The organism is Streptococcus sp. FSL R7-0248 (genome assembly GCF_037967965.1).
Classification (GTDB): Bacteria; Bacillota; Bacilli; order Lactobacillales; family Streptococcaceae; genus Streptococcus.
In genome coordinates, this window is the sequence record NZ_CP150201.1 from 993,789 (window position 1) to 1,016,755 (window position 22,967).

Below are 22,967 nucleotides of genomic sequence, written 5' to 3' on the forward strand. Positions count from 1 at the left end.
ATGAAGAAAACACGGAATATAAACTTAGACTTGATAAAAGTAATTGCTTGTATAGGAGTTGTTTTGCTTCATACTACGATGCCAGGGTTTAAGGAAACAGGGCGATGGAATTACTCATCTTATTTATATTATCTAGGTACTTATTCAATTCCCTTGTTTTTTATGGTAAATGGTTATTTATTATTGGGTAAGAGCAAGATAACATATCCCTATATACTACATAAAATAAAATGGGTTCTAATAACAGTGTCTTCATGGACCGTTATCATTTGGTTTCTTAAAAGAGACTTCACAATTAATCCAATTAAAAAAATTTTGGCTTCTTTGATACAAAAGGGTTATTTCTTCCAATTTTGGTTTTTTGGCTCACTAATACTTATTTATTTATGCTTGCCGATATTGAAGAAGTATTTACATTCAAAAAGAAGTTATTTATACTTTCTATCTGTATTAACAATTATTGGTTTGATTTTTGAATTGATAAATTTTTTGTTTCAAATGCCAGTGCAAATTTATGTTATACAGACGTTTAGATTATGGACTTGGTTCTTTTACTACATTTTAGGTGGTTTTGTAGCACAATTCAATATAGATAATTTAAAATCAATCTTTAAGGTATGGATGAAAATAGTTAGCATACTTTTGTTATTGATTTCACCGATAATATTATTTTTCATAGCAAAAACTACTTATCATAATCTTTTTGCTGAATATTTTTATGACAATCTTTTGGTAAAAGTAATTAGTTTAGGACTATTTCTTACCTTATTGACGCTAACCATTGATGCTTCTAAACATAGAATGATCTACTTGTTATCAGTCCAAACGATGGGGGTATTTATTATACATACCTATGTTATGCAAATATGGCAAAAGTTGATAGGGTTTAACATAGAAGGTGCACACTTATTTTTCCCTGTTTTCACATTAGTGATTAGTTTTCTAATAAGTATGATATTAATGAAAATCCCTTATATCAATCGAATAGTTAAATTATAAAAAGGAGTTTATAATGTACGATTATCTTATCGTTGGTGCTGGTTTGTCTGGAGCAATCTTCGCACATGAAGCTACAAAACGTGGCAAAAAAGTAAAAGTGATTGACAAGCGTGATCACATCGGTGGCAATATTTACTGTGAAGATGTTGAAGGTATCAACGTTCACAAGTATGGTGCTCACATTTTCCATACCTCAAATAAAAAAGTTTGGGATTATGTCAACCAATTTGCTGAGTTTAATAACTATATCAACTCACCAATTGCTAACTACAAGGGTAGTCTTTACAACCTTCCATTTAACATGAATACATTTTATGCTATGTGGGGCACTAAGACTCCGCAAGAAGTTAAGGACAAGATAGCTGAGCAAACGGCTGATATGAAAGATGTTGAGCCTAAAAACTTGGAAGAACAAGCTATCAAGTTGATTGGTCCAGATATCTACGAAAAGTTGATTAAGGGATACACTGAAAAACAATGGGGACGTTCTGCCACAGACCTTCCACCATTTATCATCAAACGTCTTCCGGTTCGTCTTACTTTTGATAACAACTACTTTAATGACCGTTACCAAGGAATTCCGATCGGTGGTTACAATGTCATCATTGAAAATATGCTTGGAGATGTAGAAGTAGAGCTTGGAGTTGACTTCTTTGCCAATCGTGAAGAGCTTGAAGCCTCAGCTGAAAAAGTTGTCTTTACAGGAATGATTGACCAGTACTTTGACTACAAACATGGTGAGTTGGAGTATCGCAGTCTTCGTTTTGAACACGAAGTCTTGGATGAAGAAAATCATCAAGGAAATGCCGTGGTCAACTACACAGAGCGTGAGATTCCTTATACTCGTATTATTGAGCATAAGCATTTCGAGTATGGTACACAACCTAAGACAGTTATCACACGTGAATACCCAGCTGATTGGAAACGTGGAGATGAACCATACTACCCAATCAATGATGAAAAGAACAATGCCATGTTTGCTAAGTACCAAGAAGAAGCTGAGAAAAATGACAAGGTTATCTTCTGTGGACGTTTGGCAGACTATAAATACTACGACATGCACGTGGTCATTGAGCGTGCCTTGGAAGTCGTAGAGAAAGAATTTAGTAAATGACAGAAGAAAAAATTGATATCGTTGTCCTCTGGGTAGATGGCAGTGACCCGGAGTTTATCCGTGAGAAACAAGAAGTAACAGGCCAAATCTCAGTTTCTAATGAATTAGTTGATGGAGATTTAAGATACCGTGAATTTGGAATTTTTAATTACTGGTTCCGAATGATTGAAAAGCATGCCCCTTGGGTAAATAATGTTTACTTAGTTACCAACGGACAAAAACCTGACTGGTTGAACTTGGAGCATCCAAAACTCAGATGGATTACTCATAAGGAATTTATGCCTGAAGAGTATCTACCTACCTATAATTCTGCTGCTATTGAGCTTAATCTTCATCGTATTAAAGGATTGTCGGAAAATTATTTGTATTTCAATGATGATGTGTACTTGATTAGGGATAGTCAACCTTCGGATTTTTATAAAAATGGTCAACCTAAGCTTTTTGCTGTATATGATGCTTTGGTTCCTTGGTCAGCTTATACAAATACATATTACAAAAATGTTGAGTTAATTTATCGTCATTTTCCTAATAAGAAGGCCCTAAAGTCCTCACCTTGGAAATTTTTTAACTACCGCTATGGGCATTTAGTTTTGAAAAACTTGCTACTTTTGCCATGGGGGCCAACTGGCTATGTGAACAACCATTTAGCTACACCAATGAAAAAAAGCACCTTGGCGAATTTATGGCAAATTGAGGGAGAAACCTTAGATAGAACGTCACGAAATAAAATTAGAAACTACGAAGTAGACGTTAATCAATATATCTGTCAGTATTGGCATATTGAAAGTAATCAGTTTTATCCTATATCAAAGAATTTTGGTGAAACGATAAATTTACATCAAATAGATAGGTTAGAGAGTATCTTTAAAGATAAACATAAAAAATTGCTTTGTGTGAATGATGAAGTTGACTTTAAAGAGGAGAATATCATTCGTTTTAAGGAAATCTTACAAGAACGCTATCCTGAAAAATCAGCTTTTGAAAAATGAGAAATAAGAGATGAAATACTATTTAAAAGAAGAATTTTTACACGATAACAATGTTAAAAATGCCGGTAATAAGGCACGTAATGATGTTGAAGAAATTGTAAAGAGAGAAGGTTATCAAGCCTTGGTTCTTTCAGTTGATAATTGGTACGAGATGAGTACACTTAAAGCACAACTTCATAAATCGAAGGCTTTTGGACAGGCCTTGAATCAACTAAAGCAAGGTGATGAGTTACTTATCCAGTTCCCAATGCTTCATCATAGTTTTTTCACAACACATCATGTAAAGAAAGCACAGAAAAAAGGCGTAAAAGTTCATTTTATTATCCACGATTTGGAAGTTTTACGTTATGCCAATTTGGATACAGTACCTTTGAAACATAAGATTCGGGTTCAAATTCAAGAATCAGGTCTTCTTGGTGCAGCTGATGGTATCATCGCCCACAATTCAATTATGAAATCTGTTTTGGTGGATAAAGGGATTGCGGAAGATAAGATTGTTAGTCTTGGCATTTTCGACTATTTGATTCCAAATTTCCAAGAGAAGACTGGTCTAAGTAAGAATCAGCCAATTATTGTAGCTGGTAATCTGGCACAAGAAAAAGCTGGTTATCTTTACTCACTTCCTGCGGAACCTGCTTATAATCTTTATGGTGTTGGCTTTGACGAGAGCAGAGCTCTTGAGAATGAGGCTTACTTTGGCTCATTTCTACCTGATGAGCTTCCTGCAGCCCTCGAGGGTGGTTTTGGGCTTGTCTGGGATGGTGATAGTGCTGAAACATGTAGTGGTGTTTTTGGTGAGTACCTTCGCTATAATAACTCTCACAAGGCGTCACTTTACTTGGCCTCAGGATTCCCGCTTGTCGTTTGGAAACAGTCAGCCTTATCTCATTTTGTGCTTGAGAACGGCTGTGGAATTGCAGTAGAGTCACTTCAGGAATTGAAGGCGACAATTGACAATCTTTCAGATACTGATTACCAAGATTTGGTTGAAAATACCAAGCGTGTCGGTAAAGGTATTCGTGATGGTCACTACCTACTTACTGCATTGAACAATTTAAAATAAGAAAATCCTCATGCTTGTGAGGATTTTTTGCATTATTTGGAGACTTCAAACTGGTATTGGGTTCCCGGAACTTTTCCATTTGAATAGATTGCTTCAATATAGTCGTCATAAGTGATTGACTTGGATTTACCTGCTTTTACGAGCTCTGGATCACGCCATATGTTTGGATCAGCAGCATTAGTATCACGCTTGGTGAGGTAGAGGTACTCAATATAGGTTCTATTGTCGACAAAGGCACCAGCAACCTTTTCCTTACCATTATCAGATCGCGTGTACATACGAGTCGTTCCACCACCATCTAGTAGGAAGGCAAGACGAATATTAGAGTAGCCTATATTTTTTAAAAGCTTATAGACGTCTTCGTGATTCAAGCCCTTATTAAGGGAGTTGTGGCCATAGGTTTGGATAATACGGATAATACCATCATAGGTCTCTACGTAAATGGAACGAGCATTTGGTTGGTCAGGATCACCTTTTTCCCAGATTTTATCTACTTTTTTATCTTTAATGAGAATACCAAAGGCACCTGTATCCCAACCGTTGCTTCCCATGTGGGTAAACATTTTAGCTGTGTCGATATTTGGATAGGTTCCGGCAGTGATATTATTTTGATCATCTCCATATAGAAGGCCTGTTTTTCCCAATTCGATTTCTTTTTGAGCGAAAGGACGATCTAGCCCTTCGTAAGACCAAAAACCAGAGTTAATAAGAGCAAGAGCTTCTCGTCGCTTAGCTTCGTACTTAATACTTTGCTCTGTGAGTTCAGGATTATTATCTTCGGTTCTTCCTTTTTGTAGGACATATTTTCCGTCCTTCTTGAAGGAGAGAATCTGCATGTCTACATTTTTAATATTGCCTTTTTCAAGTAAGACAGACTGATCTAAGAGCTCTTTATTCTTTATGGTAAAGTTCAATCCATCCTTATTTGATGGCATGGAAAGCTTCTTAATATCTCGATTATTGAAATAGATGGTGAGGTAGAGCAATCCACCAACTATGGCACCTATCATTAGAAGAGAAAATAGTATTCTTAAAATATTCTTCAATTTCATACTATAATTATAAACAATCTAGGCTTACAAAACAATCCTAAGACCATTAAATATCCAAGAATAGTATCAGTTTTTCCTAGTATGGTACTGGTAAGCGTTTTCCAAAAGGGTTATAATAGGGATAAGTTAGTCAAGGAGGTGCTTTATGACCATTAAGGTGATTGCATCAGATATGGATGGAACATTTTTAGACGATAAAGGGAGCTATGATAAGGAGCGTTTTAGTCAGATTTTGGATGCCATGGCTGCGCGTGATATGCACTTTGTCGTTGCATCAGGTAATAGTATGAGTCGCCTTAAACCTATGTTTGCGGAGACTTTTGACCGCCTGCATTTTGTCGCCGAAAATGGTGGTCAGGTGGTTAGCTATGGCAAGCTTCTGTGTCAGGAGTTTATGGCATTTAATGATGTTGAAAAATTACTAAGATATTTTAATTATGATTTGTTAGATAAACCGACTATATTTAATGGTGCTAAATCTGCTTATCTGCTATCAGGAACGAAACTACATTTTGGTAAAGAGATGATAACAGAAGAAGAGCAAGCCGCTATGGAAGCATCCATTCACCGTTTGAATGGGCTGGAGGATTTAGATGATGATTTTATCAAGATTACCATGTTGCTGAGTCCTGAAGAGGCTAATCGTGTTTCACAGGCTTTTAATCGTGATTTTGATGGCAATCTAGTTGCTGTTCCCAGTGGTTTTGGTGCTATTGACTTCATTCAAAAAGGCATGCATAAGGCTTGGGGACTCAAGCAGCTTCTTAAACACTGGGGCTTGTCTGAGTCCAATGTCATGGCCTTCGGCGATGGTGACAATGATCTTGAGCTCTTGCAAATGGCTGGCCGCTCTTATGCGATGGAAAATGCCAGTCCAGCTATTTTACAAGTGGCTGATCAGATTGCTCCCCATCATAAAGACCAAGGAGTATTGACTGTCTTGGAAGATTATTTAGGATTGGTTTAAAGATAGGGTGGTAGAGTAATGAAGTTATATTTAATGAGACATGGTGAGACACTATTTAATACACAAAAGCGTGTTCAGGGCTGGTGTGACTCTCCCTTGACTGAAAATGGGATTTGGCAGGCAGAACAAGTGAAGGAGTACTTTGCAAAGAAAGGTATTTCTTTTGATGCTGTCTACTCCTCTACGCAAGAGAGAGCGACTGATACGGCCAAGATTGTGGCGCCTGACTATTTGGTAATCCAACTCAAGGGAATTAAAGAAATGAACTTTGGATCTTTTGAAGCTCAACCAGAGCACCTCCTCCCCAAACATCGACCAGGTTCACGCTCCTTTGAAGATCTCTTGGTTCCATACGGAGGTGAAGATATTCGCGAGGTCGGTCAGAGGGTCTTAAAGACTGTCTTAGAGAAAGCAGAAGAACACACAAAAGATGGTGCTGAGAATCTCCTATTTGTCAGTCATGGAGCAGCTTTATGGGGATTAATCATTTTCATGGACTTGGCCTTTCCTGAAGGAGTGGGCTTTGGAAATTGTAATGTTTGTGTTTATGATTATAACCAAGGTCAATTGGAGCTTCTTCAGGTGATTGATCCGATTTCTGGTTTAGAGGTAACATTATGAAAGAATTTTATTTAATGAGACATGGGCAAACACGGTTTAATGTTCAGCATAGGCTTCAGGGGGTCTGCGATGCCCCTTTGACGGAAGTCGGGATCGAACAGGCTAAAAAGGCTGGTCAGTATCTAGCCAAGCAGGAGCCAATTTTTGATCATGTCTTTACTTCAACCTCTGAGAGAGCCAGTGATACTCTAGAAATTGTGACTGGACGAACAGACTATGAAAGACTTAAAGGTCTTAAGGGACAGGATTTTGGAGCTTTTGAGGGCCAGCCAGAGTATCTTACTCCTAAAACCTTACCTGATGGACAAGGCTTTGGTGATTACTTTGTTCAATTTGGTGGCGAGAGTACGACCCAGGTTCGGGATCGTATGGAGTTGACGATTAGGGCCATCATGGAGAGTGTGGCCGATGGTTCCAAGTCTTTGCTTGTTAGTCATGGACCATCTATTTTGCAGTTCTGTAGACGTGTTTTAAATCCTGTCCCAGATATTCGTGGTCTTAAAAATTGTTGTATCTTACATTTTACTTACGATCAAGGGCAATTTGAACTGGTTTCAGTATATAATCCTGTAGAAGAAGAGTATATCTATGGAGGCGAAGAATGACACGACTCTATTTAATGCGACATGGACAGACACTTTTTAACACACTTAATCGGATTCAAGGTTGGTGTGATTCTCCCTTGACTGAGAAAGGTCGGGACCAAGCTCGTCAGGTCCGTGCTTATTTTGAAAAACATGATATGACTTTTGACCAGTATTATTGTACGACAACTGAAAGAGCTTCTGATACCATTGAATTGGCTACTGGGCGTACTGATTATCAACGTGTTAAGGGGCTTAAAGAAATGCATTTTGGTATCTTTGAGGGTCAGCCAGAGTATCTTCATCCCAAGACATCTGTTGTGGGGCATTTTGGTGACCACTATGCCCAGTTTGGCGGGGAAAGTCAAGACCAGTTCGTTGCGCGTGTGGTTGCGAGTGCTAAGGAAATAGTAGATAAGCATCCTGACCAATCTATTTTAGCTGTCAGTCACGCAGGAGCCTTGATGACTTTTCTTCATGCTGTGGAGCCGGAGCGTGCCTTTCAGTCTTGTCCAGGCAATTGCGCCATCTTAGTCTTTGATTACGATGGATCGAACTTTCACTTTGTCAAACTGATTGATCCTTTAACGGATCAAGAGTTGGTGGAATTTTAGTGGCTTTCATGATCAAAGATAGTAAGAACCCCTTTCTTAGTGTATAATGGAAGGGTATTTTAAATTATGGAGTGCCTATGAAATTTACAAAAAATCAGTTCATTTGGTTGGCTGTCCTCTTTTTCAGCTGTTTCTTGATCTATACTTACTGGGAAACAGTTGTTTCAATTTGTAACACCATTTACGTTGCTAGTCAGCCCTTCCTGGTTGGAGCAGGGATTGCCTTTGTGGTCAATATCCTGATGTCTTTTTATGAGAAGCTGCTGGTCAAGTTTATTCCATTTGGTTTTATTACTAAGATTAAGCGTCCGATTGCTTTACTTGCAGCATTGGGAACCATTGGTTTGGTCTTTACTTGGGTCGTGTTCACTGTTCTTCCTGATTTGATTGACAGTATCAACACCTTAATTAGTCAAGACCGCTCAGCTATTAATAACTTGATTAATTGGTTGCTTAAAAACAAATCCTTGCAAAAAATTATTCAAGATTTTGGTGGTGTGACACAGGTTAGAGAGCTAATCAATAGCTATAGTGCTCAGTTGCTTCAACAAATCATGAATGGTTTGACCAGCTTCTTGACTTCTTTAACGAGTCTGCCATCAACCTTGATTAATCTTTTTATCAGTATTGTCTTTTCTTGTTATGTCTTAGCTGGAAAAGAGAAACTTGGGAATCAGGTCAATCGTTTGGTAGACGTCTATTTAGGACGTTATGGTAAGACTTTCCACTATGTAGTTGCTATTCTCAATAATCGATTCCGTAATTTCTTCGTCTATCAGTCGCTTGAGGCTTGTATTTTGGGGACCTTGTGTTATATTGGGATGATTATCTTTAATTTCCCTTACGCAGCGACTATCTCTATCCTGATTGGTTTTTCAGCAATGATTCCAGTTGTGGGGGCTTATATTGGTGTGACGATTGGTACCATCTTGATTATGACGCACTCTGTGACCTTGGCGCTTTTGTTTGTTGCCTACGTGGTTATTTTGCAGCAGTTTGAAGGGAATCTCATCTATCCTTATGTGGTCGGTGGATCTACCGGACTTCCTGGTATTTGGGTTATCTTCGCAATCACCATAGGTTCTGCCTTGGGTGGTATCTTGGGTATGTTGGTTTCTGTGCCAGTAGCCGCAACCCTATATCAGATTGTTAAAGATAATGTTGTTAGGCGAGAAGAAGCCAAAGCAGCAAATACTCTTGAAAGTAATGACTAATTAAAACAGACTTCGGTCTGTTTTTTTCGTGCTATAGTATCAGATTTCAATAAGATAGTATAAGTGTAATCGTTTTCTAAGTGTTATACTATTAGTAAATTGAACAATGTAAGGAGATAAAAGATGACATATACATTTCCAAAAGATTTTCTCTGGGGTGGTGCAACAGCTGCTAACCAGTTTGAGGGTGCTTACAACCTAGATGGCAAAGGCTTGTCCGTACAGGATGTAACGCCAAAAGGCGGTGTTCCCTTTGAACCCGGAGCCTTGAATCCTTTGATTACTGATCAACCAACACCAGATAATCTAAAACTAGAAGGTATAGATTTCTATCACCGTTATAAAGAAGACATAGCACTTTTTGCAGAGATGGGCTTTAAGGTCTTCCGCATGTCAATTGCATGGACTCGTATCTTTCCAAATGGTGATGATGCCGAGCCAAATGAAGCAGGTCTAGCCTTCTACGATAAGGTTTTTGATGAATTGGCCAAATATGGCATCGAACCGCTTGTAACCTTGTCCCATTATGAAACACCACTCAACTTGGCGCGTGAGTACAATGGATGGACTAATCGTAAATTAATTGGTTTTTATGAGAATTATGTTCGTGCAGTCTTCACACGTTATAAAGATAAGGTCAAATATTGGTTGACCTTTAATGAAGTGAACTCTGTTTTACACGCACCGTTCATGTCAGGTGGGATTGCAACTCCGATGGAAGAGCTCTCTAAACAGGATCTTTACCAAGCAGTTCACCATGAGTTAGTCGCTTCGGCTTCAGCAACCAAGATTGGTCATGAAATCAACCCTGACTTTAAGATTGGTTGTATGGTTCTTGCCATGCCAGCTTATGGAATGACAGCTAATCCTTTGGATCAGTTGGCTGTTCACGAGTTTGAAAATCAAAACTATCTCTTCTCAGATATCCATGCGCGTGGGAAATATCCAAACTATATTAAACGCTATTTCAAAGAGAATGGTATTGAAATACAATTTGCTCCAGGTGATGAAGAAATCTTGAAGAATACCGTTGATTTTATTTCATTCTCATATTATATGTCTGTGGCAACAGCACACAATCCGCAAGACTATAAGGTTGGAAAAGGCAACATCTTAGGTGGTGTCGAAAATCCCTACCTTGAAAAATCTGAATGGGGTTGGGCTATTGATCCAATCGGTCTTCGACTAGTTTTGAATGACTTTTATGATCGATATCAGTTGCCATTGTTTATCGTCGAAAATGGTTTAGGTGCCAAGGATGTTCTCGTTGACAGTCCAGATGGTCCAACAGTTGAAGATGATTATCGTATTGATTACCTTCAAAAACACTTGATTCAAGTTGGCGAAGCCCTTCAAGATGGTGTAGAACTTTGGGGCTATACGACATGGGGGCCAATTGATTTGGTATCAGCTTCAACGGCTGAACTCAGTAAACGTTATGGCTTCATCTACGTTGATTGCAATGATGATGGTAGTGGTAGCTTGGCTCGTTATAAGAAAAAATCATTTGTTTGGTATAAGTCTGTTATCGAAAGCAATGGTGAAGCCCTTTACAAATAGAATATGGTTAAGAATCTCAAAAATATTTGAGATTCTTTTTTAGTATTAAAGTACAACCTTAATGTATCTGGATTTTTGTTTCTACGAGTAAAAAGAAAGTATTACAATACCCAGTAATTTTGTTTATGTTATTCCACATATTTTCTGAAAAAGTGGTAGAATAAAAGTGTGAAAGCGTTCTTATATTTTCCGAAGAAGTAGCGAGTCTATCTCTTTGCTTTTCCTACTTAGATGGAGGTAACGATCATGAATGATTTGAAAAAAGTTCTCTTAGCTGGAATCGGGTTGACTGCTATGACAGTTGATAAGGCCGATAGCTTTGTCAAAGAGTTGGTTGAAAAGGGGCGTTTGACTGTTGAAGAAGGTAAGGAACTGGAACAAGAGCTCAAACGTCAAAGTAAGGAAGAAGCTCAAGAATTTTTAGCGAAACTTGATGCTAAGAAATCTTCAGTTGAGTATGCGACTAAGGATGATGTGAAACGTCTTGAAGAAAAACTTGACGCTTTGCTCAGTCAAAATAAATAAAATGTAAGGAGTCTAAAATGGCTAGTAAACGATTGAGACATGTGTTGAAGGTTTTCTCGTCAGTTGGTCTCCTTTCTTATCGTGAAAAGCATCTTCCTCAAGACCAACAGACAACACCTGTCAAGCTACGCCAAGCCTTTGAGCAATTAGGACCTAGTTTTGTTAAAATTGGTCAAATCCTATCCACGCGCTCTGACCTTTTGCCAGAAAACTATATCAAAGAATTATCAAAGCTCCAGAGCTCAGTTCCTCCCTTGAATAAAGAGGAAGTCATGACTGCCATTAGGCAAGAATTACCTAATGAGCTTTCTGACAGTTTCCTTGATTTTTCGGAAGAGCCCTTAGCTTCTGGTTCTGTCGCTCAGACCCATAGAGCTAGATTATTGTTTGGTCAGGAAGTGATTGTAAAAATCCAGAGACCCGGTATTGATGAGGTCGTTAAGGAAGATATTCAGCTTCTCATTAAGCTTGCACGGCATATACCAAAGCATTTTATCCCCATGGTCGATGTTCAGGAGGTTTTGGAAAATCTGCGTGAAACCTTAATTAAGGAGCTTGATTTTAGGAATGAAGCAGAGGCCATGAAACGTTTTAGGACTTACAATAAGCAAGTGGCTTGTCTGGGCGTTCCAGAGGTTTATGATGAATTCACGACACCTCATCTCATAGTCGAAGAGTACATCAATGGGATTCCGCTTAATCACTACAGCCAACTGATTGAGGCTGGCTATGACTTAGAAGATGTGGGCAAGAAGCTTATGCTGTCATTTATCAAGCAAGTCTTCAAAGATGGCTATTTTCATGGTGACCCCCATCCTGGAAATCTGTTGGTACGTGATGGCAAGATTTATTTCATTGATTTTGGAATTATGGGGGAGTTGGAAGTAGGGATGCGTGCGTCCTTAAATGACATCCTGTACAGTTTTACCGCACAAGATGTTGATGGTATGACCAAGGCCATCTTGTCCGTTACACAATTTGATAATGGTCTTAATCGTGCAGTTCTAAGTCAAGATGTAGAGCAAATGTTAGGTCGTTATTCTGGTATTGACTTGGGAAGTCTCTCTATAACAGATTTGCTGCAGGATTTGATGGCTATTTTCCAGAAAAATCATCTTAAAGCCTCTTCTCAAATTACCATTTTGGAGAAGGCTTCGCTTCAAATTGAGGGGATTTTCCGAGAGTTAGCGCCAAATATGGATCTTATGACCCTGGCCAAGGATTACTTCCTAGAAAATATGGGACCTGATATGCTTAAGCAGGCCCTGAATAAAGAGAGTATCTTGATTGAACTCTTTTATCTGATTCGCAATGGGAAGAACATTCCACGTCGTCTGCATCAGCTCTTGGAGCAAATTTTAAACGGACGAATTGTGGTGAACCATGATTTTATTAACTTTTCGGGTCGAATTAAAGTTTTTGAGAAAGTATTAAATAATCTGGTTTTAGCCTTATTGTCATTGGGATTTCTACTTTCCGGTGCCCTTTTGGCTAATAAATCAGGTTTTGAAAATCTTGCCTGGCTATTTCTTGGACTTGGAACTTTTCTAGCTTTAATCACAGTAGTGCGTATAATATTTAAGAAAAAAGGATAAAGTATGATTGAAACAACTAGGCCTGAGCTTGTGGCTTATCAAGAAGAGCGTTTAGCCAAATTTGTGAATGAAAATCAAAAGTTAGACAAAGGCCAAATCGTTTTTGCAGGGGACTCCATCACGGAGTTTTTTGCATTGAAAAAATATTTGGGTCGAGAGTTTCCCCTTGTTAACCGTGGGATTGCAGGAACAGACTCGGTTTGGCTTTTAGAACACCTTAAAGAGCAGGTCTTAGATTTGGAACCAAGTAAATTGGTGCTCTTGATTGGCATTAACGACATCGGAAGAGGTTACCCTATTCGAGATATTGTCACTCGTATTTCCGATATTATCATGACAGTTCGTCAGGAATCCCTCTTTACTGAGGTCTATTTGCTGAGTGTCTTTCCAGTTAGTGAAGAATCACAGTATGCTTCTAAGGTTAAGATTCGAAATAATACGACTGTACGTGAGCTAAATCAACAATTAGCTGTCCTCCCCGGTGTGACCTATGTCGATCTTTTTGATTACCTTACTGATGACATGGGACAGTTAAATGACAACTATACAACGGATGGTTTGCACTTGAGTCCACAAGGTTATCAAGTCCTTGCGGAACCAATCATAAAGGAGATTTTAGAATGAAAGTTGGCTTAGTCCTCGAAGGCGGGGGGATGCGTGGCTTATATACGGCTGGTGTATTAGATGCCTTTTTAGAAGCTGGTATTAAGGTGGATGGCGTTGTTTCGGTATCGGCTGGAGCACTTTTTGGTGTTAATTACCTTTCTAACCAGCCCCAAAGAGCCCTTCGCTACAACAAGCGTTTTATGGGAGACCGTCGTTATATGAGTTTCTGGTCATGGCTGACAACAGGTAACTTCGTTAATAAGGAATTCTCCTATTATAAGGTTCCCATGGAGTTGGACGTTTTTGATCAGGAGGCCTTTGCTGATTCAGGTGTTCCCTTCTATGTGGTCACTACAGATATTGAGACCGGAAAACCAGACTATATCAAGATTGACCATGTCTTTGAGCAAATGGAAGCCCTTCGTGCAAGTTCCGCCCTACCTCTGGTTTCTGAAATTGTCGAGTACAAGAGTAAACGCTACATGGATGGTGGTCTGTCTGATAGTCTCCCTATTGATTTTATGGAAAATTTGGGTTTTGACAAACTCATTGTAGTTTTGACACGTCCTAAAGGCTACCGTAAACAGCCATCTAAAACGAGTAAGCGAATCTACAAGCTCTTTTACCGCAAGTATCCTGAATTTGTCCAAGTGGCTTCGAATCGCCACATCCACTACAATAAGAGTATTGAAAAGATAGAGGCTTTGGAAAAAACTGGAAATCTTTATGCTATCCGTCCAGAACACGCACTTGAAGTTAGTCGTTTGGAGAAAGATCCTGAAAAGTTTGAAACCATTTACCAAGAAGGATTGGATCAAATGCGTAATGATATGTCTAATCTCAAAACCTTTCTTGGAAATAACTAAAAACGTGCTCGGTTGAGCACGTTCTTTTAGTTATTCATTTGTCAAGCTTGACGGCGTTCTCTGGTTTTTTGACGACGCTTTTTCTCATTGATAAAAATCAAGTAGATCACGTAAAGTGGTAATAGGAGGAAGCAGAACAGGGCAAAGTGTTTCATAAAGTTATGCTTATTACTTGTTTGTTTGTCCTTCTGACCGCCTGAAAAGAGGAAGAAGCCAGTTTCAGTTGCCTTGACAGTACTTGCTTTAATCTTAGGTGAGACTGTTTTTAAGCCATTATCTACAAGGACATAATCATCTTTGACACTGATCTGAGGTTCTTGTCCTTTTTTGACTGTAGCATAAACATCCTTTTGGACATCGTATTTTCTACCACCAATCTTTTGTTTACCCTTGCTTAGGACCTTCTTGTAGGAATAGTCTTTAAACATCTTCTCAATGAGGGAGTTACCGAAAGCATGGCGAATTTTTTCACTACTTTCATCTTCCCAATTTCCAACACCGAGGATGACCGAAATGACACGTTGATTGCCACGTTTACATGTAGAGATGTAGTTGTAATCTCCTCGTGGACTTGAGCCTGTTTTTAAGCCATCAACACCTTTGAGGCCGTAATCAGCACCAGGCAAGGAATAGTTGTAATTTTCAAAGGTTTCCTCGTATGGTGTTCCTTTTTTGACAGTTACTTTCTGTTGGCTAGTGTATTTAAGGATTTCAGGATGATGTTTGATAAGGTTATAGGCCATGATAGACAAATCACGGGCTGTCGTCTGGTTAGAATGGTTATTGTCATAACGTTTAGGTGTGTAGTACCCTTTGTAGGATGCTGCACCAGCTCCAGAGGCATTGTACCATTTGGTATTGGTCATCCCGAGCTCTTTAGACTTTTCGTTCATGCGATCAATCCATTTGTCAGGATCGTTGTCACTGAGATAGTTGGCAAGCATGACTGTAGCAACATTCGAAGATGGCACAGCTGTCATAGTGATCAGTTCCGAAACCGTGTACTTAACTCCAGAAACAATCTTGTTATTTGAAATTTCGTAGATATTAGCAATAGCCTCATCAGTAGGCTTGGCTGTAATCACGGTGTCTTCTTTGATTTCCCCTTTTGATAGTGCATCAAAAACCAAGTAGAGGGACATGGCCTTACTCATGGAAGCAGGGTCGCGGACTTCATCGATATTATCTTGCCAAAGGATATCACCAGTATTGGCATCAATCAAAAGTGATGACTTAGGTCTGTATGTCTCGGTGGCTTCCTTGTAGCCCGCTTTTTGTGCAATATCTACGAGTTGGTCAGCAGACGTCAGACTGGGAGCTAAAGCCATACTAGCTACCAGGAAGAGTCCAAATAATTTCTTTTTCACAAATAATCTCCTTAGTAACAACGTTTAGACGCTCTTTTAAAAGGCATCCTTTAATCTATTTTTGTTATATGTCTCCTAATAAAATGTCACATCGTACCATTATAGCATAGTTTTTGGTGATTTTATCAGTATTCTTGGGGTGATCTCCTTTAATAGGGGATAAAAAAAACGTGTCATGGACACGCTTTCTTTTATTTATTGATTTGTCTTGCTTGACGACGTTCTTTAACTTTTTGACGACGTCCTTTTTCATTAAGGTAAATCAAGTAGAGGAGACCAACTGGGATAAGGCTTAGCAACCAGAAATAAACTGGGAGTTGGCTCTTATCTGTTGTTTTAGTAGCCTTTTTATCTTTTTGGTCACTTCCAAAATCGAACCACCCCTTAACTTTAGTTACCTTAACAGAAGTAGCTTTGATATTAGGTGACACTGTCTTCAGACCATTATCAATGACAATGTGATCATCTTTAACAGAGATTTTAGGGTCTTTACCTTTTTTAACGGTGGCATAGACGTCTTTTTCGACATTGTATTTTTTACCGTCGATTTCTTGTTCACCCTTGCTAAGAACTTTCTTGTAAGAGAAGTCTTTGTACATCTTCTCAACGAGAGCATTACCAAAGGTATGACGAATCTCTTCACCTGTTTGGTCAGACCAATCACCAGAACCCATGATGACAGCAATCATACGTTGATCACCACGCTTGATGGTATCAATATAGTTGAAAGCACCTTCTGGGCTAGATCCTGTCTTCAACCCATCAACCCCATCAATTCCGTATTTGGCACCTGGAATAGAGTAGTTGTAGGTTTCAAAGGTTTCCTCGTAAGGTGTTCCCTTTTTAACTGTGACAACAGGTTTGCTAGTGTACTTGAGAATGTCAGGGTATTTCTTGATGAAGTTATAGGTCATGATAGCCAAATCACGCGCAGTTGTTTGGTTGGTTTGGTTGTTATCATAACGTTGAGGACTGTAGTAACCTTTGAAGGCAACAGCAACGGCACCAGAAGCGTTGAACCATTTGGTATTGGTCATCCCTAGCTCTTTAGATTTCTCATTCATCATGTCTAGCCATTTATCAGGATCATTATTGGTCAAGTAGTTGGCTAGCATCACGGTTGTAACGTTAGAGGAAGGCACCGCAGTCATAGTGATGAGTTCTGAAACGGTATAATCAACACCCGCAACAATCTTGTTGTTTGAAATTTCGTAAATATCGGCAATAGCTTGGTCGGTTGGAGTAGCTGTGATAACAGTATCTTCAGAAATCTCTCCTTTAGACATAGCTTCAAAGACCAAATAAAGTGTCATGGCCTTAGACATAGAAGCAGGGTCACGCACCTCGTCAGCATTTTCTTCCCAGAGGACATCTCCGGTATTGCCATCAATTAAGAGGGTTGATTTGGGACGATAGGCCTCAGTGGCTTCAGTATAACCAGCAGCGCGTGTGATATCCATCAATTCATCTGCACTAGACAAACTCGGTGCTAGGGCTAGACAAGCTGCTAAAAGGACGGCAACAATTTTCTTTTTCACAATGTGTCTCCTTTAATATCTATGGGGTTCTGTAGCTGGCAGAACCTATTTCTATCTATTAATAACATTTGCCTGTCAAAACCCTAAATTCAGTAGTGACAAACACCTTAATTATAACATATAAAAGTTAGAGTTTTCCCAACATTCGGCATTTTAATGTAATTTTTAGAATTGATTGAATGTTACACAAATATAGTTGGAAGTAGAAAAAAACGAGCTTGCTCGCTCGTTACTTTTCATCTTTTATCCTTGTCACTTGGTGGTAAATCATGAACCAGGTTTCATTTCGACGCCAGATACTAGTGTGGAAATTTCCTCCCAACTCATAACTAATTAATTTCGTTTTTTGGCTGACAGATGTCATCTTGAAGCTGTCAAAGTTATTGAGAAGTGGTTGTTGATTGGCGATGACTTCTTCACGAGTGTGATGATGACCATTTTCATCTATTAAGTAGAAATCAGGTGCCAAGAGATTTTCATAGTCAGGAATTTTCGACAGAATAATCTTTTCATTGCGAGAGAGTTTGTGAAGGACATTACCATAAATTTCATCTTCAGGAATGGCAGCGGGCTCTACGTGGACATCAGTGTCGTAGACAGAAAAACGCTTGCTGAGGACCTCCTCGATTTGTTCGGTAATGGCATGACTCTCGTAAACAGAGAGGTCAGGATTCATTTCAACCACAATATCAAGATAGACGTTGCTACCATAAGAACGGCCACGTTGCTTCTTAACCTTAGTGACTTTTGGAATCTCAAGAATGGCTTTTTCATAGGCCTTGAGGTTTCTCTCGTCGAAACCGTCTGACAAACTAAAGGTTGCTTCCATGAAGATATCATAGGCTGTCTTTAGGATGAAGAAGGTAATGATAATGGCAGTAATATAGTCAATAATCGTCAGGTTGAAGGATGCTGCAACGATAGCGATTGAGGTACCAATAGAAGTTACAGCATCAGAGAGATTGTCCTTGGCCGCAGCAATCAGAGCACTGGATTTCAGCTTTTTAGCAAGTCTTTTATTGTAAAAGTAAACGCCACACATGACGATAGCAGATAGGATACCGACAGTAGCACCAAGTGGATCAACCACTGTTTCCTCTCTTAGAAAAATCTTTCGAACAGTTTGAATCAGGACCTGGAAACCTACCACGAACATGATAAAGGAAGTGACTAGGCTTGATAAGTCTTCAATCTTCCAATGACCAAATCTATGATCTGCATCAGCTGGTTGACTAGCTAGGTGCAATCCAATGAGTAGGGCCACGTTCCCCAAAATATCTGACAAGTTATTGAAACCATCGGCAATCAAAGAGCTAGAGTTTAAAAAGTGTCCAGCTAGAAGTTTTGCAATGGTAAGAAGAACGTAGGCAGCTATGCTGACAATAGGACCTCGTCTGGCTGCTCTTAAATTTTCATACGTAGTCATAGGGTTACCTTTTCTCTTAAAATACAAGTTTAAATTATAGCATAAAACTATAACGAGTTAAAGGTTGTAAGCCCTTTAAACTTGTGGAGTCACGCATTTTTTAAACTTTATAGAAAATGCCTCGTAATCAGAGTGCTTTTCAGTATTTTCCGAATATTCCCTACAAATTATGGTATAATTTAGGGTGTAAAACAGTCTAAAAAGAGGTTTTTATGGAACATTCGACATGGCACAAGCTTCTGAAAGAGGAACTGCCAGATCATTATTTTTCAAAGATAAATCAGTTTATGGATCAGGTTTATAGTCTGGGAACGGTTTATCCGCCACGTGAAAAGGTTTTTAATGCCTTGTTGGAGACCCCATTTGAAGAAGTGCGGGTGGTAATTCTTGGTCAGGACCCTTATCATGGGCCTCATCAAGCACAGGGACTATCCTTCTCAGTACCTGATAGCCTTCCTGCTCCCCCGTCTTTGAAAAATATTCTTAAGGAGTTAGAGGAAGATTTGGGTCCTAGACCCTTTCATGATTTAACTTCATGGGCTGAGCAGGGGGTGCTTTTGCTTAATGCCTGTCTGACGGTTCCAGCTGGTCAAGCAAATGGGCACGCCGGTCAGGTTTGGGAACCTTTTACAGATGCTGTGATCAAGGTCCTCAATCAAAAGGATACTCCTGTCGTCTTTATACTTTGGGGTGGCTATGCTCGCAAGAAAAAGGCTCTGGTGACCAATCCAAAGCATGCCATTATTGAGAGTGCCCATCCGAGTCCCTTGTCGGCCTATCGTGGTTTTTTTGGCAGCAAGCCTTTTTCAAAAGCTAATGCCTACCTTGTATCTCAAGGCCAATCCCCAATTGATTGGTTGAAGTAAAATAGAAAGTTGGAAGATTATGTTACTGATTAAAAATGGTCGTGTTGTAGACCCTAAGTCTGGTTTGGATACGCAAGCTGATGTTCTCGTTGGTGGTAAAAAAGTCGTTAAGATTGCCGAAAACATCGAAGCTGGAGATGCTCAAGTCATCGATGCGACTGGTCTTGTGGTTGCTCCTGGCTTGGTGGATATCCATGTTCATTTCCGTGAGCCAGGTCAAACTCATAAGGAAGATATTCATACTGGTGCCTTGGCAGCGGCTGCAGGTGGTTTTACAACAGTTGTAATGATGGCTAACACTAATCCAACGATTTCAGACAAGGAAACCTTGGAGGAAGTCTTGACTTCAGCAGCTAAGGAAAATATCCATGTTAAGTCTGTTGCGACTATTACAAAGAACTTTGATGGTGAAAATATCACTGATTTCAAGGGCTTGCTTGAAGCCGGTGCTGTTGGTTTCTCAGATGATGGTATTCCATTGACCAATGCTGGTATTGTCAAAAAAGCCATGGAGCTAGCTAAGGAGAATAATACCTTTATCAGCCTTCACGAGGAGGATCCAGATCTTAATGGCATTCTCGGTTTCAATGAAAATATTGCTAAAAAAGAATTCCATATTTGTGGGGCAACTGGTGTAGCTGAGTACAGTATGATTGCGCGTGATGTCATGATTGCTTATGATACACAAGCACATGTTCATATTCAACACTTGTCAAAAGCTGAATCTGTAAAAGTGGTTGAATTTGCCCAAAAACTTGGAGCTCAAGTTACTGCCGAAGTGGCACCGCAGCATTTCTCTAAAACCGAAGACCTCTTGCTCTCAAAAGGTGCTAATGCCAAGATGAACCCACCACTTCGTTTGGAATCTGACCGTCAGGCCGTTATCGAAGGGTTGAAATCTGGAGTCATCTCAGTTATTGCCACAGATCACGCGCCACACCATGCAGATGAAAAGAATGTCGATGATGTGACTAAAGCACCATCAGGAATGACTGGTCTTGAAACATCTCTATCTCTTGGATTGACCTACTTGGTTGAAGCAGGTCACTTAAGCTTGACGGAACTCTTGAAAGTAATGACTAGCAACCCATCTGATCTTTATGGCTTCGATGCTGGTTATTTGGCTGAAAATGGACCAGCTGACCTTGTAATTTTTGCGGACAAGGAAAAACGTCAGGTCACAGCAGACTTTAAGTCTAAAGCAGCCAATTCACCATTTGTAGGCGAAGAGCTTACGGGCAGTGTTAAATACACTATCTGTGACGGTGAGATTGTTTATCAAGCCTAAATAAGGGATCAGAGCAGGGCACATTGAGACACTTGGTGTTGCACCTGCTTTTTTAGTCCTTTAAGGAGCAAAATGATGAAAAAGATACTGAAAGGTTTTGTTAAATATGTTACTTTAACTGTTCTGTTAGTCTGTTTTCTGCCATGGTCTTTGCAGCACGTTAAAGCTGATGAGGTAGAGTATAGCCTGCCTTCCTATGTTGGTCACCTTTCAATTCATGATGATGGTAATGCGACGTTTACTCAGGAAGTGACTTATGATTTTGATAGTGACTATAAAGGTCAGTATGTAACCTTGGGGAAAATTGGTGGTTATTCTATCATGGATGACCCCAAGGTTTCAGCAACTGTAAATGGGAAAGAAAAAACAGATATTACAGTTGAAAAAACAGACTCCTATGAAGGTGTTAAACTCAAAGTTTATAATTCAGGTTCAGATGGTGATAGGGTTGTCCTCAAAGTCACTTGGCAGATCCAACACCTATTGAATCTATATTCAGATATTGCAGTTTTAAATTGGTTTCCTATCTCTGATTGGGACAAAGGATTTGGACAAGTTGATTTCACAGTTGATGGTCTAGATGCAAGTCAAGGAGAGCTTTACGCTCACACCGGCTATTTCGGAAAAGACCCACAGGTTAGGCGTACTTCTACAGGTTATCAGGTTCATGTAGACAATTTACCAGCATCAGGTAAATTGGAATTACACGCCTACTGGCCGATGACCAGTGCTTTACGAGAAAATAATCAGGCTTACTTATTAAATAAGACGAATAAGGCAGACTTTCTAAAAAAAGAAGCAGATATCAAGAAATCTAAAGAAAACTTTCGACGCATTTTTTATGTCATCTTACCACTTGTAATCTTAAGCTTTGTTCTTATTGGTATTTTCTGTTACCTCATTGTTCTTTATAGCACTAGGATGCCTTCTTTCCCTCGAGATGCCCGTCTTTATGAAGTCCCTCAAGATTTAGCACCTTTGGTCCTAGCCAAGAATGTTTATAATCAGTCGTTCGACAAAACAGGTCTAAAAGAAGAAACGGGTCCTCTGAAGTTTAAATATATGGTGCAAGCTACCATCCTTGATTTGATTGATAGAGGTTATCTCACCTATAGACAAGAAGGTGATAGTAATATTCTGACACGTATTGAAAAGGAAGGTCTCTCTTCATTTGAAGTGTCTTTCTTAGATATGTTGTTTGATGGTCGCATGGAAATTAGAGATACGGAAATGTTCTCACGCTATTATCTTGATAAAGATGGCTTAGAAAAACAATTTAAGAGTGCTAGAACAAGCTATGAGCGAGAAGCTATTCGTTCTCAGGGAAAACGTGTCAAATATCAATTCACTAATGACGGCTATCAAGTAGCAAAAGGCGTAGAAAAAGAGGAATTTGCGCTAGGACTTCCTAAAATTTATAGAGATTTTAGTCCGAAAGAAAAGACATTTAACATATTAGGAGTAGCAGCTTTGGTACTTTCAATGGTGCTTTGTATTCTTTCAACCTTGTTCTTATTTGCTGCCTTTGGATCAGGACTAGGTTTTTACTATATTCTTGGCCTTCTACCTATAGCAGGAGTTACCATTTTATTCTGGTACTTAGTGAAGAGACGTCGTCAGAGATGTCTTGATGCAACTCAAATTTCAACCTATTACCAGTGGCATAGCTTTAAAAATATGATTAAGAGTATTCCTAGTTTTAAAGAATCCGAACTAGAATCTGTTATCCTATGGAATCGTATCTTGGTTTATGCGACACTCTATGGACAGGCGAAAAAAGTTAGTGATGTCCTAAAGCGTTACAACATCCACCTCAGCAATCCATCTCTAGATGAGTTTACTTATTCAGCAGCACCGTTTATCATGATGAATAATGTCAATTATCTAGAATCTTATGTTTCTGCCTCAGATAGCGTAAGTAGCTTCTCTATCAATTCGAACAGTGGTAGTGGCGGCTTTGGAGGCGGTGGCTTCTCTGGTGGTGGCGGAGGCGGCGGAGGCGGTGCCTTCTAAGCCTACTAGTCGGAGTTTACTATTTGTAGAGACACTCAGTCTATATGATTTTGGGTGTCTTTTTGTTTGTCGGGGAATTACCTTCGTTCAAAAATGCTAG

General features: G+C 39.3%; 21 protein-coding genes. 17 read left to right on the plus strand and 4 right to left on the minus strand.

Annotation, left to right across the window (positions count from 1 at the left end; all coding sequences use genetic code 11):
- The 4 genes from NYE32_RS04850 to NYE32_RS04865 are packed head-to-tail and all read left to right on the plus strand — an operon-like array spanning position 1 to position 4,165.
- Entirely contained in the window at positions 1–999 is a 999-nt protein-coding gene (locus NYE32_RS04850) for an acyltransferase family protein (protein ID WP_060972916.1), read from the plus strand.
- A gap of 13 nt (positions 1,000–1,012) precedes the next feature.
- The gene (gene glf, locus NYE32_RS04855) at positions 1,013–2,113 is read left to right on the plus strand and encodes a UDP-galactopyranose mutase (protein WP_060972915.1); all 1,101 of its coding nucleotides are present in this window, start codon (positions 1,013–1,015) and stop codon (positions 2,111–2,113) included.
- Positions 2,110–3,102 (plus strand): stealth family protein, encoded by a 993-nt coding sequence (locus NYE32_RS04860; RefSeq protein ID WP_060972914.1) that lies wholly within the window; start codon positions 2,110–2,112, stop codon positions 3,100–3,102. The genes glf and NYE32_RS04860 overlap by 4 nt, the downstream gene beginning before the upstream one ends.
- Positions 3,103–3,112: 10 nt before the next feature.
- Positions 3,113–4,165, plus strand: coding sequence for a galactofuranosyltransferase (locus tag NYE32_RS04865; RefSeq protein ID WP_155198501.1), 1,053 nt, complete (start codon positions 3,113–3,115; stop codon positions 4,163–4,165).
- A 32-nt stretch (positions 4,166–4,197) separates the two neighbouring features.
- On the opposite strand, the gene NYE32_RS04870 is transcribed toward NYE32_RS04865, so the two are convergent.
- Positions 4,198–5,217: a phosphodiester glycosidase family protein gene (locus NYE32_RS04870; protein ID WP_173017856.1), complete on the minus strand. Its 1,020-nt coding sequence runs from the start codon at positions 5,215–5,217 to the stop codon at positions 4,198–4,200.
- 145 nt (positions 5,218–5,362) lie between these two features.
- Between NYE32_RS04870 and NYE32_RS04875 the strand changes: the two genes are divergently transcribed.
- From NYE32_RS04875 to NYE32_RS04920, 10 genes are all read left to right on the plus strand, one after another.
- A complete protein-coding gene (locus NYE32_RS04875) occupies positions 5,363–6,184 on the plus strand; it encodes a Cof-type HAD-IIB family hydrolase (RefSeq protein ID WP_156685377.1) in 822 nt (273 codons plus the stop codon).
- 18 nt (positions 6,185–6,202) lie between these two features.
- Positions 6,203–6,805: a histidine phosphatase family protein gene (locus tag NYE32_RS04880; protein ID WP_080612038.1), complete on the plus strand. Its 603-nt coding sequence runs from the start codon at positions 6,203–6,205 to the stop codon at positions 6,803–6,805.
- Complete coding sequence (locus NYE32_RS04885; protein ID WP_022496638.1) at positions 6,802–7,410, plus strand: histidine phosphatase family protein; 609 nt, start codon at positions 6,802–6,804, stop codon at positions 7,408–7,410. Before NYE32_RS04880 ends, NYE32_RS04885 begins: the two co-directional genes overlap by 4 nt.
- Complete coding sequence (locus NYE32_RS04890; protein WP_156685376.1) at positions 7,407–8,003, plus strand: histidine phosphatase family protein; 597 nt, start codon at positions 7,407–7,409, stop codon at positions 8,001–8,003. The genes NYE32_RS04885 and NYE32_RS04890 overlap by 4 nt, the downstream gene beginning before the upstream one ends.
- A 77-nt stretch (positions 8,004–8,080) precedes the next feature.
- On the plus strand, positions 8,081–9,217 hold the full coding sequence (locus NYE32_RS04895) for an AI-2E family transporter (RefSeq protein WP_107373042.1): 1,137 nt from the start codon (positions 8,081–8,083) through the stop codon (positions 9,215–9,217).
- Positions 9,218–9,340: 123 nt separating this feature from the next.
- The gene (locus tag NYE32_RS04900) at positions 9,341–10,777 is read left to right on the plus strand and encodes a glycoside hydrolase family 1 protein (protein ID WP_156685375.1); all 1,437 of its coding nucleotides are present in this window, start codon (positions 9,341–9,343) and stop codon (positions 10,775–10,777) included.
- 246 nt (positions 10,778–11,023) lie between these two features.
- Positions 11,024–11,302 (plus strand): hypothetical protein, encoded by a 279-nt coding sequence (locus NYE32_RS04905; protein WP_013990645.1) that lies wholly within the window; start codon positions 11,024–11,026, stop codon positions 11,300–11,302.
- A 17-nt stretch (positions 11,303–11,319) separates the two neighbouring features.
- Positions 11,320–12,897, plus strand: a complete 1,578-nt coding sequence (locus NYE32_RS04910) for an AarF/UbiB family protein (RefSeq protein ID WP_156685374.1) — start codon at positions 11,320–11,322, stop codon at positions 12,895–12,897.
- Between the two features lie 3 nt (positions 12,898–12,900).
- Positions 12,901–13,521 (plus strand): SGNH/GDSL hydrolase family protein, encoded by a 621-nt coding sequence (locus NYE32_RS04915; RefSeq protein ID WP_002890919.1) that lies wholly within the window; start codon positions 12,901–12,903, stop codon positions 13,519–13,521.
- Positions 13,518–14,369 (plus strand): patatin family protein, encoded by an 852-nt coding sequence (locus NYE32_RS04920; protein WP_156685373.1) that lies wholly within the window; start codon positions 13,518–13,520, stop codon positions 14,367–14,369. The genes NYE32_RS04915 and NYE32_RS04920 overlap by 4 nt, the downstream gene beginning before the upstream one ends.
- Before the next feature lie 41 nt (positions 14,370–14,410).
- On the opposite strand, the gene NYE32_RS04925 is transcribed toward NYE32_RS04920, so the two are convergent.
- The 3 genes from NYE32_RS04925 to NYE32_RS04935 all read right to left on the minus strand — a co-directional run bounded on the left by NYE32_RS04925 (position 14,411) and on the right by NYE32_RS04935 (position 18,700).
- A complete protein-coding gene (locus tag NYE32_RS04925; protein WP_080612032.1) occupies positions 14,411–15,736 on the minus strand; it encodes a D-alanyl-D-alanine carboxypeptidase family protein in 1,326 nt (441 codons plus the stop codon).
- A 191-nt stretch (positions 15,737–15,927) separates the two neighbouring features.
- Positions 15,928–17,274, minus strand: a complete 1,347-nt coding sequence (locus tag NYE32_RS04930) for a DUF1958 domain-containing protein (RefSeq protein WP_110981296.1) — start codon at positions 17,272–17,274, stop codon at positions 15,928–15,930.
- Positions 17,275–17,503: 229 nt separating this feature from the next.
- Positions 17,504–18,700 (minus strand): cation diffusion facilitator family transporter, encoded by a 1,197-nt coding sequence (locus NYE32_RS04935; RefSeq protein ID WP_013990637.1) that lies wholly within the window; start codon positions 18,698–18,700, stop codon positions 17,504–17,506.
- A 212-nt stretch (positions 18,701–18,912) separates the two neighbouring features.
- Here NYE32_RS04935 and NYE32_RS04940 point away from each other — a divergent pair, with 212 nt between their 5' ends.
- From NYE32_RS04940 to NYE32_RS04950, 3 genes are all read left to right on the plus strand, one after another.
- The gene (locus NYE32_RS04940) at positions 18,913–19,566 is read left to right on the plus strand and encodes a uracil-DNA glycosylase (protein ID WP_060971274.1); all 654 of its coding nucleotides are present in this window, start codon (positions 18,913–18,915) and stop codon (positions 19,564–19,566) included.
- Positions 19,567–19,585: 19 nt separating this feature from the next.
- Positions 19,586–20,854, plus strand: coding sequence for a dihydroorotase (locus NYE32_RS04945; RefSeq protein ID WP_156685371.1), 1,269 nt, complete (start codon positions 19,586–19,588; stop codon positions 20,852–20,854).
- Positions 20,855–20,929: 75 nt separating this feature from the next.
- Positions 20,930–22,867: a DUF2207 domain-containing protein gene (locus NYE32_RS04950; RefSeq protein ID WP_339157111.1), complete on the plus strand. Its 1,938-nt coding sequence runs from the start codon at positions 20,930–20,932 to the stop codon at positions 22,865–22,867.
- Positions 22,868–22,967: the final 100 nt, after the last annotated feature.